Source organism: Robertmurraya korlensis NBRC 107688 (assembly GCF_001591645.1).
Classification (GTDB): Bacteria; Bacillota; Bacilli; order Bacillales; family Cytobacillaceae; genus Robertmurraya_A.
Map to the genome: position 1 here is coordinate 1 of NZ_BCVH01000038.1, position 17,327 is coordinate 17,327.

At 34.3% G+C, this 17,327-nt stretch carries 14 protein-coding genes and 1 riboswitch; of the genes, 13 read left to right on the forward strand and 1 reads right to left on the reverse strand.

What is annotated here, in order from left to right; translation table 11 throughout:
* The first annotated feature begins 367 nt into the window (after nt 1-367).
* From BKO01S_RS23065 to BKO01S_RS23110, 13 genes are all read left to right on the forward strand, one after another.
* The gene (locus tag BKO01S_RS23065) at nt 368-3,019 is read left to right on the forward strand and encodes a sensor domain-containing protein (protein WP_066060035.1); all 2,652 of its coding nucleotides are present in this window, start codon (nt 368-370) and stop codon (nt 3,017-3,019) included.
* A gap of 488 nt (nt 3,020-3,507) precedes the next feature.
* Nucleotides 3,508-3,594, forward strand: a riboswitch (cyclic di-GMP riboswitch).
* Nucleotides 3,595-3,728: 134 nt separating this feature from the next.
* Nucleotides 3,729-4,046 (forward strand): STAS domain-containing protein, encoded by a 318-nt coding sequence (locus BKO01S_RS23070; RefSeq protein WP_066060036.1) that lies wholly within the window; start codon nt 3,729-3,731, stop codon nt 4,044-4,046.
* A complete protein-coding gene (locus BKO01S_RS23075) occupies nt 4,046-4,894 on the forward strand; it encodes a PP2C family protein-serine/threonine phosphatase (protein ID WP_066060037.1) in 849 nt (282 codons plus the stop codon). The genes BKO01S_RS23070 and BKO01S_RS23075 overlap by 1 nt, the downstream gene beginning before the upstream one ends.
* A gap of 11 nt (nt 4,895-4,905) precedes the next feature.
* The gene (locus BKO01S_RS23080; RefSeq protein ID WP_066060039.1) at nt 4,906-6,942 is read left to right on the forward strand and encodes a FapA family protein; all 2,037 of its coding nucleotides are present in this window, start codon (nt 4,906-4,908) and stop codon (nt 6,940-6,942) included.
* A 20-nt stretch (nt 6,943-6,962) separates the two neighbouring features.
* On the forward strand, nt 6,963-7,274 hold the full coding sequence (locus BKO01S_RS23085; protein WP_066060041.1) for an STAS domain-containing protein: 312 nt from the start codon (nt 6,963-6,965) through the stop codon (nt 7,272-7,274).
* A 227-nt stretch (nt 7,275-7,501) separates the two neighbouring features.
* Nucleotides 7,502-8,038, forward strand: a complete 537-nt coding sequence (locus BKO01S_RS23090) for a DUF5317 domain-containing protein (protein WP_066060043.1) — start codon at nt 7,502-7,504, stop codon at nt 8,036-8,038.
* A complete protein-coding gene (locus tag BKO01S_RS23095; RefSeq protein WP_066060045.1) occupies nt 8,025-10,049 on the forward strand; it encodes an HD domain-containing phosphohydrolase in 2,025 nt (674 codons plus the stop codon). The genes BKO01S_RS23090 and BKO01S_RS23095 overlap by 14 nt, the downstream gene beginning before the upstream one ends.
* Before the next feature lie 179 nt (nt 10,050-10,228).
* On the forward strand, nt 10,229-13,051 hold the full coding sequence (locus tag BKO01S_RS23100; RefSeq protein ID WP_066060047.1) for an EAL domain-containing protein: 2,823 nt from the start codon (nt 10,229-10,231) through the stop codon (nt 13,049-13,051).
* Nucleotides 13,052-13,248: 197 nt separating this feature from the next.
* Nucleotides 13,249-13,557: a hypothetical protein gene (locus BKO01S_RS23105; RefSeq protein ID WP_066060049.1), complete on the forward strand. Its 309-nt coding sequence runs from the start codon at nt 13,249-13,251 to the stop codon at nt 13,555-13,557.
* 104 nt (nt 13,558-13,661) lie between these two features.
* On the forward strand, nt 13,662-13,805 hold the full coding sequence (locus tag BKO01S_RS24510) for an ASCH domain-containing protein (protein ID WP_157077443.1): 144 nt from the start codon (nt 13,662-13,664) through the stop codon (nt 13,803-13,805).
* Nucleotides 13,806-13,906: 101 nt separating this feature from the next.
* Nucleotides 13,907-14,080, forward strand: a complete 174-nt coding sequence (locus BKO01S_RS24515) for a hypothetical protein (RefSeq protein WP_157077444.1) — start codon at nt 13,907-13,909, stop codon at nt 14,078-14,080.
* A 246-nt stretch (nt 14,081-14,326) separates the two neighbouring features.
* Complete coding sequence (locus tag BKO01S_RS24520) at nt 14,327-14,497, forward strand: hypothetical protein (protein WP_157077445.1); 171 nt, start codon at nt 14,327-14,329, stop codon at nt 14,495-14,497.
* Nucleotides 14,498-15,109: 612 nt separating this feature from the next.
* Nucleotides 15,110-15,298 carry a hypothetical protein gene (locus tag BKO01S_RS23110; protein ID WP_066060051.1) on the forward strand — a complete coding sequence of 63 codons (189 nt, stop codon included), beginning with the start codon at nt 15,110-15,112 and terminating at the stop codon, nt 15,296-15,298.
* Between the two features lie 303 nt (nt 15,299-15,601).
* Here the strand turns inward: BKO01S_RS23110 and BKO01S_RS23115 are convergent, their stop codons facing one another.
* On the reverse strand, nt 15,602-16,561 hold the full coding sequence (locus BKO01S_RS23115) for a DUF3231 family protein (RefSeq protein ID WP_232311306.1): 960 nt from the start codon (nt 16,559-16,561) through the stop codon (nt 15,602-15,604).
* Nucleotides 16,562-17,327: the final 766 nt, after the last annotated feature.

The following is a 17,327-nucleotide window of genomic DNA, read 5'->3' on the forward strand; positions in this document are numbered from 1 at the left end:
GATCATTTTTTGACTCATCCACCATTTTTTGTAAGTGTGTGGCTGATGAGCCATCAGTCTTTTTACTTCTAAAGCCCAAATTTATTCTTACGAGATAAATCCAACCATAGTAGAGAGCATTAACTCCAAAATAACATTCTATAAAATACTGAGAATAATGGAGAAAACATGAGTTTTCACTTTGTTTATTGAGGGAGTTTAGTTTAATAACAGGAATTTATTGCAAATCATACTTATTTGTACTACCAATAGGGTTATGTAAAAATTCATAAGGAGTCCCTTTACTAGTTATAATAAATATAACTATTGAATGATAAGAAGGAATTTCTATTGACGATTTATTTCGTAATTGTGTGGAGGTTGGCATGTGAAAAATACCGCGTTTTATTCATTATCGTTAGGGACTTTTGCCATCGTGTTAGTTGTATTCGCTATTATTTTAGACCAAGTTATTATTCACAAATTTTCCGATGCCCTTCAAATTCACCCTTATATCTTTCATGGAATCCTATTAGTTTTATTACTAATGCCTTTATTGATATTTTCCAATTACATAAGGAAACAACGTCAGAAATACATTATTTCCCAAAAGAAAATACAGCAATATAAATTAACACTGGAAAGCTCTACTATAGCCGCTTATATTATCAGTGATAAAGGTTTTTTGTATATTAGCCCTGCCTTTGCAGAGTTATTCGGTTATTCTAGAAAAGAATTTTATGAAGAGAAAATTGGACTTAGTGATCTCATATTAGATGATTATATAGATATAGTCTCTAAAAACATGAAAGATAGACTTGAAGGAAAAGATGTTTGTGCTAATTACCAAATAAAAGCAAGAAGAAAAGACGGGCTTGAGCTATATATAGATTTATATCCATCATTAGAATTGTTTAACGGAATCAATGTTATTATAGGAAATGTTGTAAATATAACTGAAAAACACCTTATGCAAATTGAATTAGAAAAGCGCGAAAAGGCTCTTACTCAGGCACAGAAAACAGCTGGCATTTTTTACTGGGAATACGATACTATTCATGAAAAGCTTATTTGGAGCCCTCCTATTTACGATCTGCTTGAAATCCCGAAAAATGAAGAAGCGAGTTTTGAATTATTGTTATCAAAAGTTCATCCCGATGACCGTAAAGTGCTTATAACTAGTAAGGAACAGGAAGTAAAGGGGCGATCTGTCACCAATGTGTATCGAATTCTTAGAAATGACGGTTCTATAAGCACGGTATATACCGCATCGCAATCCATGCTGGACGAGAATGGACAACCTACCATGATAATTGGGACTATGCAAGACATTACCAAAAGACTCATTGAGGAAAATCGGTTAGAACGTTCAGAAATTCAATACAAATCCCTTTTTGAAAACAATTTAGACACAGTTGTTTTGCTTAATATAGAAGGAAAAATCCTGTCTATTAATGAAATGGGGTTAAAAACGTTTGGTTATGACAAAGAAGAGATACTACATCAAAGTGCTATCAATGTCGTATCTCCTGATTATATTGAAGCAGCAAATCGTTTATTTGATCAGGTATTGCAGGGCGAACCGAAAAGGATTCAGCTCCAAACCATGCATAAGGAAGGGCATCTTGTTGATTTAGACGTAACCGTCATGCCGATCACTGTGAAGTCCGAAGTAGATGGTGTCTTTTGCATCGCTAAAGATGTAACGGAACAAAAACAACACTTAAAAACCATTGAAAAGTTAGCTTATCAAGACCATTTAACAGGATTGCCAAATCGAAGAAGACTATTGGAACTGATGTCTTTATATCTTGAGGAAGCGAAAAATAATTCTCTTATGATGGGTATTTTGTATATAGACCTTGACCGTTTGAAATTAGTTAATGATAATTTAGGTCATGTCTACGGAGATGAACTAATCATAGAAGCTGGGAAACGAATACTGAATAGCATTCGAGCCGAAGACACCCTTGCTCGTGTAGGGGGAGATGAGTTCGTTGTCATTACCCCTAATATTCCAAATCTGAAGATTACTACAAGAGTTGCAAAACGGATTATGGCATCTTTTAAGCCAGGCTTCCTTATTGATAATAAATTGTTTCGCACGACGGCGAGTATTGGAATTAGTGCATATCCTAATCACGGAACGGAAATAAATGAACTGGTTAGCAAAGCGGATAAAGCAATGTATTATGTAAAATCAAGAGGTAAGGATCATTTTAAAATTTTCGAGTCAAATTTGAGCGAACAAGAGGAAAGAAAGTTTGTTTTGCAGACTACATTAGAAAGTTCTCTTAAGAATGAAGACTTCTATCTAATGTATCAACCTAGAATGCATGTAAAAACAGGGAGAATTTCTACCTTCGAATCTTTAATACGCTGGAAACATCAGGAGTTAGGTCAAGTAAATCCTGATGAATTTATCAAGGTAGCAGAAGAAACGGGGGATATTGTCCCTTTGGGCGAATGGGTACTTTCGGAATCTTTACGAACCTTGAAACATCTTCATTTGTCTGGAAAGAAAGACTTGAAAGTCTCGGTCAATGTTTCCGTTAGACAGTTATACCATTCACACTTTGAACAAACGATAAACACCATGCTCAAACAATATCAATTGCCTCCTAGTTCTTTGGAACTTGAAGTGACCGAGAGTATGCTCATAAATGATGACCAAGAAATATCAACTGTTTTAAAAAACTTACGCGCCTTAGGCGTTTGTTTATCGATTGATGACTTTGGAACAGGCAATTCGTCAATCTCTTATTTGAAAAGATTGTCGGTTGATGTGCTTAAAATTGACCGCTCGTTTGTAACAGGTTTACCTGGTGCAAAGGAGAATGCTGCAATTACTTCTGCGATGATCAATCTAGCACATGATTTAGGCATCAAGGTTGTTTGTGAAGGAATTGAAACAGAAGAAGAGTTAGCAACTATTATAGATATGAATTCTGATGAAGTGCAAGGATATTTCATAAGTTATCCATTATCGAAAGAGGATTTGTTTCAATTTTTAAAAGGTGAAGAGGGACTAAACTTCTAGAACGATTTACTAAAAATAATAAGAATCCTACTGACTAAAAGGCTATGCATCGTCGGATGTATGCCTTTTTTACTTTTAGCTGTTCCCAATTAACAGAAAAGGGGAAAGGGTAGTGTCGACGTTAATAGCTCCCAATTTAAGACTCGATGCGACTTCGACATATAGCTTGAATAAATAGTTTGTGAAACAATATACCTAAAGTAACAGTGCAGGTGTACGGCCGAGCCTAGGTCGTATCATATATCGGGTGGGATCCCCGGTAGTAATCATGATAACAGATGTCCGCTTTCCGGAAGGAGTCGTACCCTCCACCCCAATCAACATAAATTCAAATGTTTAATCCTCATATAAACGTGATTACTCGAAAATTGATGAAGCCGAAGAACTAAACATTGAACGCGATCGGATGACAGGTGAAAATCCAGTATATTGGGTGGATTTACCACTTATAGGTTTACCAATACCTGACGATATACTTAGTAAATAAACCACGATAATGGCAAACTTATTGAAAAATAAGGACGCAAAGCTACGGGTCTAAAGCTAGATTTAGCAATGATCGCCGAGTTACCGAAAGGATTGGAATAATAAAATGAGGGAATTAGAAAAACTTCCTCGTGTTATTAGAGCTCACCAATCATTTTGGTGGGCTTTTGTAGTTATCAATTATCTGTAGTTCTCTTTTTATTATGTAGTAAGGAGGTATACGATGGGATTGATGATAGAAAAAGATATACAAGGGACCACAACTATATTTAAATTAAAAGGCATTTTAGATATATCCACTGTGAATGTTATCGATCGATTATTAGATGAAACTTCTGAAATTAAAACGTTAATTTATGATTTTAGTGAGTTGGAATTCTTGGATTCAACTGGAATTGGGTCCATAATCAACTCTATTTACTTATCCCAAGAGAGAAAATTCTACCTTAAATTAGTAGGAATGAATGAACTAACCGATGAACTATTTGAAACGGTAGGAGTCTATCGAATTTTGGAAGTGATACAGAGGGAGGTTATTTAATGTATTTTGATAGCCTCACATACAATTTCCCTTCTAATAATAACGAAAAACAAAGTGTCATGGATAAATCCTTGCAAAGGGAGATTAACCTGGCTAGAAATATTCAGTCCCAACTTCTTAACGGTAAAACACCGACCTTTGAAGGTGGAGAAGTTTCCGGTTCGTCCCTTCCTGCCAGACTGATTGGCGGGGATTACTATGATTTTTATTTATTAGTTAACGGGAATATACGGATTGTGATCGGAGATGTTATGGGAAAAGGAATCCCCGCTGCGATGTTAATGATCCTAACTAGAGGAGCTTTTCGAAGTGCTGCAGAAAGTACTATAGGACCTGGCGAAACATTAACAGCCATGAACCAAGCACTTTACGAGGACTTACGAACGCTAAAGTCATTTGTTACTTTATTTTGTGCAGATTGGGACCCAAAAACAGGACGCTTAACGTACGCGAATGCTGGGCATAATCTTCCACTATTTATTAAAGGGAAAAGTAATAGTATTGAGGAGCTTCCTAATGTAAAAGGAATCATGGTCGGGGGTCTTCCCAATCAATTGTATAAAGAAAACCATGTGTATCTTGAAGAAACTGACACGATATTTTTTTATACGGATGGGATTATCGAAGCCCAAAATAAAAAAGGCGAGCGGTATAAATTAGAAAGGTTAATTCAAACGCTTATAAAAAATAAAGATTTAGCGGTGGGGGAAATTGAGAAAAGTGTCATAAATTCTATTTATCTATTTACAGAGGATGTTCCTCAAAAAGATGATATTACAATGGTTTTATTAAAAATTAGCCAGCAGAAGGTTGATATAACTAGTCTTAATTCTCCTGTTCTTGGTTAGGAGGTTCAATCATGCAAAGTATTTTATCAAAAGGGAACACCATAAACGAAGCTATAAGTGTTGGACTCGAAATTTTAGAAACCTCGAGAGACAAAGTAAACATTGAGATTATTGAACAAGGTGCAAGAGGGTTATTAGGAATTGGTTCAAAGAAGTCGATCGTAAGGTTAACGAAAGTCGAGATGCCTACTTCATCCTCTACCATCAAGGACCTTTTAAGTGAAATGATGGAAGTAGAGCAGAATATAGAAACACTTTCACACGAAGAAAGCAGTGAAAAAATTGAGGAAGAATCCCTAGAAGGAAAGGTTTGGATTTCTAATGGAAGAATTCAATATAAGGCGTCATCTAGTCACTTTCCTACTATAACGATTCAAAAGGGGATTAGGGTATTTAAAAACAATGTACCTGTTGATGAAGAAACAATAGTTATCTCTGATCACGATCAATATGAAATGGAAGGAGAAAATCAAGAGATAGAAACGAAATGGAAGGTATCTTTAGATAAAGAAAAACTTAAGGCTCAATTAACGATAGAACCAGGATATAGAATTATTCGAAAAATACCTGATATGGAACCTGATAACCATCTAGAGATTATACCCATTGAGGAAAAAGAGATAAATAACACATTAAGTTTTCAGAATATTTTGCATAAAATGAGCGAACTAGGGATAAAGAAAGGGATTAAAAAGATCCAAATTCTAAAGGCAATCGAGTCCAAATCCCCTTCAATTTTTGAAATTGCTAATGGACTTGCTCCACAAGAAGGATCAAATGGTTGGGTGGAGCTGAAAGTTGAAGTAGAGATGCAGCAAGGAACCAAAGAAAGAGAAGATGGAAAGGTAGATTTTCGGGAAACCATGACTATTCCTAATGTCGAAAAAGGAAAAGTAATAGGTATTATTCATCCACCATTTCAAGGGGAATCAGGATATACAGTTACTGATGAAATAATCCCGTCCAATCGAGTATATCCTATTATATTTATAGCTGGAACTGGCGTTGTTAAAGTAGTGGACAAAATAGTGGCAACGCAATCCGGACGCCCTTTTATAGAACGTAGAGGTCAGCTGGTTCGCGCAAAGATTTTTCAAAAGCTTACACATAAAGGAAATGTAGATTTATCAAGTGGAAATATCCGATTTGCTGGGGATATAGAAATACTCGGTGAGGTGGAAAACAACATGGTTGTTGAGGCGGAAGGAGATATTTATGTTCGAGAGACTGTCACTAATGCCTCTCTTACTTCATCCGGGGCCATACGGTCCAATGGAAGTATTATCGGTTCGGAGGTGTCTGCAGGTAAAAATAATATACTTGTCGCCGAATTAGGTCATCAATTAACGATTCTCAACAAGCAAGTAGAAAATATCATCTCTGTTATAAAGCAATTATTACAAACCTCCGCATTTAAATCGAATGATTTACAAAAAGGGGGGATCCAACCTCTTGTCCGTATTTTGTTAGAAAAGAGATATAAAAACTTTCCTGGCGCAGTAAAAAGATATATCGAAATGGTGAGAAGAGGAGAGAAATTCCTTGAGGACGAAAATTGGAGGTCGATAGGAGTATCTTTATCTAAGTATTTTATAACTATTACGAATGAAGCAACCTCGCTTGAGGAATTTATTCAATTATCAAAAAAAATGCAGGGGTTAATTGAAATAGCTCATACCCCTGTAGAGCCCAATTCATATATAACCATTTCAAATACTCTTAATAGTAAACTTTATTGCAGTGGAAATATTAGTGTTACTGGACAAGGGTGTGTAAATACAAAAATTCATGCGGGGGGCTTGTTAAAAATAACTGGAATATTACGAGGAGGTGAAGTTTACGGAAGAATGGGTGTAGAGGTTAATGCGTCAGGTGCAGAAAGTGCATCATCAACACTCATAACCGTTCCGAGCGACCAAAAAATTAGAATAAAAAAAGCGATGGAAGGAACAATCATAAAAATTGGAACTGTTACGTTTACCTTTAAGGAAACAAAATATAACATTGTTGCCTACCTTAATAACGAAGGTAGAATAGTTTTTCAATAAGTAGGTTGGGGGTTTAACAGATGATAGAAGTAAAGTTACTTCCTGATGGGGAAAAACTTACAGTAGATTTAATAGGTGATTTAGACATAGATAGTACAGAACTAGTTGAAGAGAAATTAATTCCTGTTTTGGAACAATATAGGAAAATCAACCTAGTATTTACTAATGTTCCTTTTGTGGATTCCTCGGGTATGGGACTCCTCTTAACTGTAGTGCATACATTACAAGAAAAAGATATTGAAGTGAGTATTTCAAATGTTAGAGAGGATGTGATGGAGGTTTTTGATATTCTTCAATTACCTGAAATCCTAGGAGAAAAAGTGTTTATTTAAATTTTACTAAGTTTTCCAATTTAAATCAAGCAAATGTACTGAAAGGAGGTGAGAAATATGAAAGCAAAAGTAAAACACTTTATAGTAGTTGCAGCAGTTATCGCGGCAACATTTGGAACGGTAATCGGAAAACCTTGGTGGTAATACATTCGAAAGACTTAGAGGATGATGCTAGAAAATCTAGGTCTTTCTATGACAATTAATATGACTGTAAGGAGGTTGTTGGAGTGAAGTACATTCTAATACTTGCAATATTATTAACACTATTAAAAGGGAGAAATCCCTTAACATTTATTTATAATGTGAAATTTCAATGGCCTCTTGTCATATTAATAAGTTTTGGTGTTCAAATTGCCCTTGCTTTTATTGCACTAGAATCCAAGGAGAAGTTTCATTTGATTCTTATATATACTTTTTTTGGTATTATCGTGGGGCTGGTTAAAAATTATAAGATCCCAGGTGTAAGCTGGATTGTAATGGGTGCAGTTTTCAACTTATTAGCACTCCTCTTAAATGATGGATTAATGCCCGTAGATGAACATGCACTTAAACAAACGGGTCAAGAAGTAGCATCATTTGAAACGGATTCACGACATCAATTAATGACTCAGGCTACAAAGTTCTGGTTTATAGGTGACTGGATACCCGTTGTAAAATACGTACTAAGCCCTGGAGATTTTTTGGTGGCTATTGGAATTATATTACTTATTTATAGAAATTCCTCAATAATGAAGATAAAGGTGAAAAAAAATGAGAGTTATTAATTGGTATACAATTAGCCTAGTTTTAATCGGATGTATATCAGTTATCTTTTCTCTTACTCATATAGATTTTTTTGGAATAAGAATTTTTATCCTAATGACGGTTATAGTCGTTGTATTAGAGGTTTTTCCGGTTAAATTACCAAGCGGAGATAAATACGCTGGTGGAAGTATAGGCTATCTATTTATATTAATATATGGTGGTTTTTCTTATGCTGTTCTTGCTATATTTATTGCAACAGTGAGCTATTATTTCATAGGTTTGAAAAAAAATAACATTCCTATAATACGATTATTTGTAACTATCGGAATGTATGTAGTTTCTATTTTAGCAGCATACATTTCCTGGGAATACTCAAAGCAGATTAATGTTTTTTTAGGAGTTATTTTGGCTTCAATCATATTTGAATTGGTAAATTTTTTGGTGCTGGAAGGAATAGAAGCAACCGTTTTTAGAAAAAGGATGTTTATGAACCTGGGTATAAAATTAGCTGAATTAATAATCCCTGTTTTCATAAGTATTCTTGTTATTTCTAGATTGATCATAGTTAAAACAGATATGCAATTAATTATATCTATACTGTTTACTTCCTTTTTCCTATTAATTGTTATTTTCTTTTCACATGAATTAAGTAAACAGTTTTTCCTGAGAAAATCAACTTCTAATGCTTTTATGCAAATACTAGAGGATAGAATTAATCCTAGTTTAATAGGCCATGGAAACAGAGTAGGTATGATTTGTGATTTGCTCTTAGAAGACCTTGGATATCCTAAAAGAAAACGAAACAGCCTGGTACAGATTGCTGCCATCCATGATATTGGTAAAGCTTTAATTCCAACATATGTTTTTAGAAAACGGGGGGATTTAACTTTATCAGAGGAACGGGAATACAAAAGCCATCCTGAAAAGGCAGTAGACATACTCAAAAACATATATCCTGACGAGACATATGCTAATTGGATCTTACATCATCATGAACGGTGGGATGGAAAGGGGTTTCCAAGTGGTTCGAAAGGAGAAGATATCCCTTTCGAGTCAAGAATTATTACTTTAGCAAATGAATTGGATCATATTCTATTCCGACATAAAGATCCGGAAACCATATATAAGTTACTTCAAGAGAGATCTGGTACTATGTTGGACCCAAATTTAGTCCGTAAGTTGAGTCTAAGTCATATTGAAATGTTGGTTGAAAGTATTAGTTACCCTTCGAATTCTGATGAGGCTTCTAAAATAGATGATTTATCTGAAAATCAATATATGCTAGAGCATTCCTATTCTAGTATCGGAGAATCATTTTTTATTCAAGTTAAGAATGGGAAGGTCCATGTGCCACAAAGCAGAATCCCAAATAATTTCTACGAAGCTCTAGCTGAAATGGCCATTGACCGCCAGGAAATTGTACATGATACGTTCATCCAAGATCATATCACATTAGATGTTCATGCTCAATCTCTAGGAAATGGAGATGTAACAATATTTGCTCATGATTTAACTCCATACTTGGGTTATAGAAAGAAATTAGAGAAAAGCATTTTAGAGTCCTATATAGTACTTGTTAACATATTATCGGAAGGCAAAATCAATCTGCATGTTACTTCGGAAGAATTACAGAATCAACTAGGTGAATTTCTAGAAGATATTCAAATATCAAAAAATTCTGATGTGCCAAAAAGCAGAGAAAGAATGAAAAGAGTTCTTGAACAATATGCTCCTCATTTAGATTCTATGAAAGTACAAGTTGCAGTAACAGAGGCTGTGACCAATGTGCTAAAGCATGCAACAGGTGGAGAATTGTCCATTTATTTGAAAGAAGACCAGTTACAATTTTATATATCCGATAAAGGGTCAGGTATCCCACTACATGAAATTCCAAAAACAATCTTGGTTTCGGGCTATTCGAGTAAAAGGTCTTTAGGTCAAGGATTTAAAATGATAGCTAAATTCTGTGATGTAGTACAAATTCATACCTCTTCTCAAGGAACCCAGGTTTTAATTGAGTTTAGTATATAAGAAATCCTTGAACAGGGGGATTTGTTGGGGGGAACCTGCAAAAACTGCATGACGAACCTGTTCTCTCGAAGATTTGGGTAGAAGTTAAAATTATCCTGTTATGTAGGGAGATGGGATCGTCCTTCATGTTCAATTGGTAGCAGGAAATAACAGAAAGAAAATTGAGAGGAGAGGGACTAATGGAATTCCCATTGGGACTTTTTAACCTTTACTTACTGGCCTTTTCAGTCATTATTCAGTTGGTTACTTCGTATACAGCGTATAACCTTTATTTAAAATATATCTATTTTAAAATAGACTTTCATTGGTTTCGATTATTCTGTAGTGCGTTGATACTTGGATTAGGAATTTCTTGTATGAATTTCATAGGAACACTAGCCTATCAACATGTTAATCTAATGAAAGTAGATGTCATTTTCGTAGCTGGTTCATTGTTTCTATCTATTGGTGGATCCTATCTAGCTTTAGTTTCTCTAAGAAGGAGAGAAAGAAAATACCGTGTTTCTTTGAGTAGTTTCATTATGGTGGCGACCTTAGTTACCATACAGTTTGTGGAGATTCTTTCTATTCGTGAGGATATTATACTAGATAGACATTACTTACTTGTCAGTGTTGCTGTTTTTCTTACATTTTTAAGTTTGTATTTTTCATTTCGTTGGATAGGTAATTTAAATTCCTCTAAAGAAATCTCTTTTAAACTATCCGCAAAATGTGGAATTTTAACTGGTGTTGGGATTTCAGTTTTTTACTTCATTAAGATGATTTCCGTAATGATGTCCCCCATTCAATCAAATGAAGAAAATGGAACAAACATTTGGTTAAGTATGGATATAACCTTATTGGCAATAAGCTTAGGTTTTTCGACTTTAATTGTATTATTACTAGTCGTAATTGATAGTTATATTGAAAGGGAATTTCTAACAAAAACTAAATACTTAAAAATCAACGAACAGTACTATCAGTCACTTTTTGATTATAACCCGGATATTGTAATTATCTTTGATGTTGAAGGATACTTTTTAAGTGCTAATAAAGTAGTGGAAGAGTATGGATTTACAAGAGAAGAACTAATTAATAGTTCATTTCTACCTTTGATTGTTCCTGAATTTCTTGATCATACGATTGATGAATTTCAGAAAGCTAGAAAAGGGACCGCAACAACTTATGAATCAGCTTTCTTTAACAAATATGGGGAGCGAGTGGAACTTACTATAACAAACATTCCTATAATATTAGATGAAGAAGTTATTGGCATTTATGGAATTGTTAAAGATATCACAGATTATAAACTTGTTCAAAAAACTCTAATAGAGGCAGAGTTAAAGTATCGGAACTTAGTAGAAGAATCATTAACGGGAATATATATTGTTCAAGATAATAGATTTGTCTATGTAAATCCTCAATTATTACACATATTTGGATACACCTATGATGAAGTAGTGGGGGAAAATGTCTCCAAATTTATTCACCCAGATGATATACAAATAGTTCAAGAAAATATTCAAAAAAGGTTAACTGGCGAGACGAAAGGAATTCGATATTATTATAAGGCAATAAAAAAAGATCAAGAAATTATGTACCTTGAAGTGTATGGATCAGGAACGATGTATAAAGGAAGACCCGCAATTATAGGTAGTGTGATCGATAGAACCGAACAAAAAACACTTGAAGATAAGATTCAACAAATAGCCTATTATGATTTCTTGACTGATCTTCCTAATCGTTACCAGTTTAACTCTCTGCTTCAAAAGGCCTTAACTAATGAACAAATTAAAACAGGGGCAATACTATTTATTAATTTAGACAACTTTAAATTGGTAAATGATACATTTGGTCACGACACTGGTGACCTGATATTAAAAGAAGTCTCAAAAAGATTAAAGGATTGTATCCGCCCTAGTGATTCGCTGGCTAGAAATGGGGGAGACGAATTTATTCTTTTCTATTCTAATGTGGATCATCTAGAAGTATCAAACTTGGCGATACAACTAGTGAATTCCTTGAATCAAGTAATTCACTTGAATCAATATGAAATTTATATTACTCCAAGCATAGGGATTAGCTCGTATCCTCAAGATGGAAAAGATATGGATACTTTAGTGAAGAAAGCGAACATGGCCTTACAGCATGTAAAACAAACAGGGAAAAATGGCTATCGAATGTATATAAATCATATTATGGAATTTACTAATGAAGGATTTGAGCTGGAAATAGATCTTCGTAAAGCAATTAGAAATGAGGAGTTTGTACTCTACTACCAGCCAAAGTTTGATATACAATCTGGTAACATAATCGGTATGGAAGCCTTAATCCGTTGGCAACATCCTGAAAAAGGATTAATCCCTCCTTCAAGATTTATTCCTTTAGCGGAAGAAACAGGACTTATTGTTGAAATTGGAGAATGGGTACTAAGAAACGCTTGCATGCAAATGAAGGATCTTCATGATAAAGGATATCCTCCAATGGTTATTTCGGTTAATTTGTCACTAAGACAGTTTTTCCAAAGAAACTTAATTGGATTGGTGAGCCAAATTCTTAATGAAACAAAATTGTCTCCTGAATTTTTAGAATTAGAGATAACTGAAAGAATGATGATTGATACGGATCAATCACTTGGGATAGTCAATGAATTGAAACATTTAGGTGTATTAATTAGTTTGGATGATTTTGGAACTGGCTATAGCTCTTTGCATTATTTAAAAAAGTTTCCAATTGATATAATTAAAATAGACCACTCCTTTATTTCCGGCTGTCTAACTGATGGAAATGACGCCGTGATTGTTAAAACAATTATAGCTATGGCCCACAACCTAAATATGGAGGTTATAGCTGAAGGTATAGAGTCAATAGAACAACTGACATTCTTACAACAGAACATCTGTGATGTTGCACAGGGCTATTTATTCAGCGAACCTCTTTCTATAATGGATTTTATAAATAATTTTGATGATTTCTTACAGGTTGTTCATCGATTGAGCAATCCTCAAGATACTAGCAACTAAAATGAATAGAAGTGGCCACTTCTAAAATGTAATATACTAAGGTTCATTTCGGAGACTCCGGTAAGGGGTTAGTTAATAGTCCAACTAAGGTCCCTTATTTTATTAGTCTAACAACTTTTGCTTATATGGTTGTTGTAATACCTGGAGCAATACCAGATGTATTATTTCACCTTTACTATTTTCAACCTGGAATAGTAATGGACTTTTGGTCTGATGATCGAATTGCAGATCTTGGATCTGGCTTAATTATTGCAATAATAATAGAAATCATCATACCTAAAACACCTATCATGTACAAATTACCTACTTTTATTTTCTTATCACTATTAACAGTGTTATTTGGATTTATCTCTTATTGGAAAGGTTGGCTCGTTTACGTCATTTGGAATCATTTTTTAACCTTTGTTCGATATACTCTTCCTTATATCTTTCTTTACTGGTATGACAGATGGCAAGTAAAGATTCGTAAGAATGAACAAAAAGAAGGTAGAAGTTGGCTTAGATGAGAAAAGAGGAGAAAAATCAAAGTTGGAGATACCATTGAATTTTAAAGGTCTCAGAACTAGATGAAAAATTAAAAGTTGAAGTAACTAAACGTAGAGAGTATGATATGTTTCAATCGATATATGAGGATATTCCCTTTGGAAATTTTGATTGCGAAGGATGGATTATGAAAGAAATGGTAGAAGGAACTTATGAAATCTACACACCAGAACAAGAAAAAAAAGTGGGGAACGTTAGCTATTACAATTAAATTTTAAATATAACGGGGCATTAATCCAAGGAGGATTAATGCCCTTTGTAATGGAATCTCTTATTGTAGAAAAGAAACAGTATTGTTGAAGAAGGATTCGGTTGGCAAATGCCACCTTTGACCTAAATTGTGCATTAAAGTTTAGAAATTATTGGGACTATCCATTTGAAATAAATAAAACTCCAGATGTCACAACGAAAAATAATAATCCTAGCCAATTTATTTTCATGATTCAACCTCCACTATTCCATGTTGCACTTATTGGAGAATTTTAAACCTGTTACTTGATTACTGTGTAGTTCTAAAAGATAGTGACATAATTATTTATGTCATATTCCAAACTATTGAACCATCTTAAACAAAAGAAGCAGCATTCCTGTAATGTATGAAAATGAGGTTTGAACAAAAAAGAACCTCTTGGTAGAATGAGAGAGTCCTAAAGCTGGCCAGCAAAAAAGGGCAATCCCCAAATACCAGATTCCTTGACTTTGCATGACCACACATAAGGGTGGAGTGGATTTGTGGCCGCAGGACCTTTCAAAGGACTAACAGCCTTTAGTCATAATGTACATTCGCAAAACTCTGATTCATTATCTCAATCGGAGATTAGTAAGGCTCTTTTTGAAATCGATAACGAGGTCTATTTAGGTCCGATTTTACAAAATTCGGCGGATCCAAATTTTCGTTATTAGCCTAACGAAAAGGAAGAACCTTCTGAATTTTTAAAGGAATTTGATCCAACCCCAGGAGCAGTCGGGGGCAATGAAGTTGTAGAGCCACCTCAATTTCCGAAACTATCTTTCGTAGCACCAGATGGTGATAGTCTGCAGTCGGGTTATAATTTCAACGAACAAAAAAATGGGGTTGCGGCCTGGCATATCACAATTCAACCACCGAAGCCAAAGAAACAATTTGATCAGAATACAGTATCTGCCGGTAGGGATATATTTGAAAGAGCGAATTGTATTCCTGCTATGCCGGAGAAGCCTAAACAAATAATAAAGTTGTATTAGTAAGTACGTGGAAGTTCACCAGGGGTTTATAAAGTAGCTAGTCTTATTTATTTGTATTTGATCCGGATGACGCAGAAGCTACATTTAGTTACATAATTAACAAACTCACTTCTGTGACAGTCAGCGATAGTCTATTCGGATTATCGTCTTTTTTTACCATTTTCAAAAGAGTTAGATAGTAAGTTTTGATGGAGAGTATTTATCCATATAGCAATGTTCGTTATAAATAAAAAAGCTTAAAAGGAGAAAATAAAGAGAAGAACGAATGAACTGATAAGGGGATAGAAAGATGTGAATCCAACTGAAAAATTATTTTGGAGTATTGCTCTCCCTGGTTTTGGTCAATTATCAAATGGTCATTATGTTAAAGGAATAGTATTTCTAATCTTAGAAATTATGATAAATGTCCAAGGGAATTTCAATGAACTTATCTTCCTTAGTTTTAACGGGGAAATAGAAAAAGCCCCTCTATTTATTTAATAAAGGAGCTTTTCTTTTTTTTGCTTCCTCTTCATTACTCATTATTTTTAATAATTGCATCACGTTTAAACATGTCTGGCATTTTATCAAGCCAGTGGTTATTATCCTCAATTCATCGCTATCATCACAGAACCTCTGAAGAAAGAAGATAGTGGGTAGCTATGTCTCTTCTAGGACTTATAGAAATAGACATTCCATAATTAGCAAAACCACTTTGACAAGCCCAAATCTGCAAATCCTAATTAAAAGACGATAATCCACCCGGAGTAAAATTTGAGATACAGGGGTAACCAGTAACCTGTTCTACTTCTTATTGGCTAAATTTTCTCGATCTTCAGCTAAAGGAGGTTGCTCCATCCAACTGTATTTTTTCAATAGTTCTGCCCCATCCTCTGCATACAAAGCCACTTCAGTCATAAATCTTGTGTACTCTAAAGCTAAGTCTCTCCTCTGAGAAACGGATAAACCAGCACCATAATATCCAATGGCTGCTGAAACTAATGTGACAATATGATATAACATCAATTTATCTGAAAAAGGGGAAACGGTTGAATTGGTTACTTCAGATGCCCAGGATTTTGGGGAAGACAATTCTTCTTTTGCTAACATATTGTTAATAGCGCCAAAATGTTTTTTACAAATTTCCTTTCCTCTTTCGAAATACTTTTGAATTTCTTTTGTTTGGCATACTTGTCCAAATCCTAATTCTAATACGACTTTAGATACGTCTTTTTTCATGTTAAAACTCATACCGCTAATTTCTATGACGTTTAAAGGTCTTTTCTTTCCAAACCAACCAGTCAAATAAAGTTGATTATTTACAAAATCAACTTGACTAGGTGTATTAATTCTTGGAGGTTTACTATATAGTCCCTTGTTTAGCATTAAAGATATGATTCGTTTATGTAATTCCATTGTTTCAATGTTGCATCGGATAAAGTATTCTAGTTGGTCATCTCTACATGAAGTTCCAACAGCACCTGCATATCCTGTTAATCCAAGCAATGTCATAACGTGCAAATAGTCTAATATAAATGCATCCGTAAATATTGGAGGGGCATTTATATTAACATCTTCTTCTAATGAAAACCCCTTTGGAATAGGGATATTCTCTTTATTAAAAAAGGTCGTAATTTTTAATATATGGGATTCTGCAAGGCTAAGCGCAAATTCAAGAACTTCTTTAATATCTTGATCTTTTGCATTTTTAATTGAATGGGTAATTATACAAATTATAGGGAATCGTTCATGTATTGAGTCCAAAGGTTTGCTATTTCTTCTGATGTTAGTTCCACGGTATGGCTAATTTCTTTCATAATATCCCCTCCAAAAGTTTTGCAAGTTAAGACCTTGAATACAGTATGAATTAAATTAATTAATATAGTGATTATTATTTTACTCCTTTGCATGATTAATTCTTACTATTTGAGAGGTTTAGAACTGCTAAGCTAACTAAAATAAAAGCATCTATTATTAAAATAGTTAAACGAAAATGGAGTAAGGAATTATAGCACTTAAAGTAAAGCGATCCACTCATGGGGCAGTTTGCTTTAAGAAAGCACATACCTAAACTGACTTTTTACCCCTTTGCTTTGTCCCACTAATAGATTTTTTATGATGAGGAATATTAATCTTAATGGATTAAATTGGGGGGTCATTCAATTGGAAAATAATCACGAACATGAAAGAACCATTAAAATATCATTGCCTTAAAGAAGTAACGGTACTCCCGTAACAACTCATGGGATAACATTTGTGTTGATGTCTATACTCTATACCACTCTCTTGTCGTTAATTGTACAAGTATTTTGGTAACAAGTTATTCTTTAAATCTCTAAGAGGTCAAGTGGGTTGGGGAAATCCGTAGAAATAATTTATATTGGTTTGGGAATAAGATTAGCTCAACAAACACAAGAATAATAGCCGAATTTCCCCCTTTTTGTCTTGGCTATATTGTTTTTGTTAAAATTGTAAAGAAATACACTTAAGTAACAGGTCGATTCTTCCATAAGTGAACTGCCCCATAAAT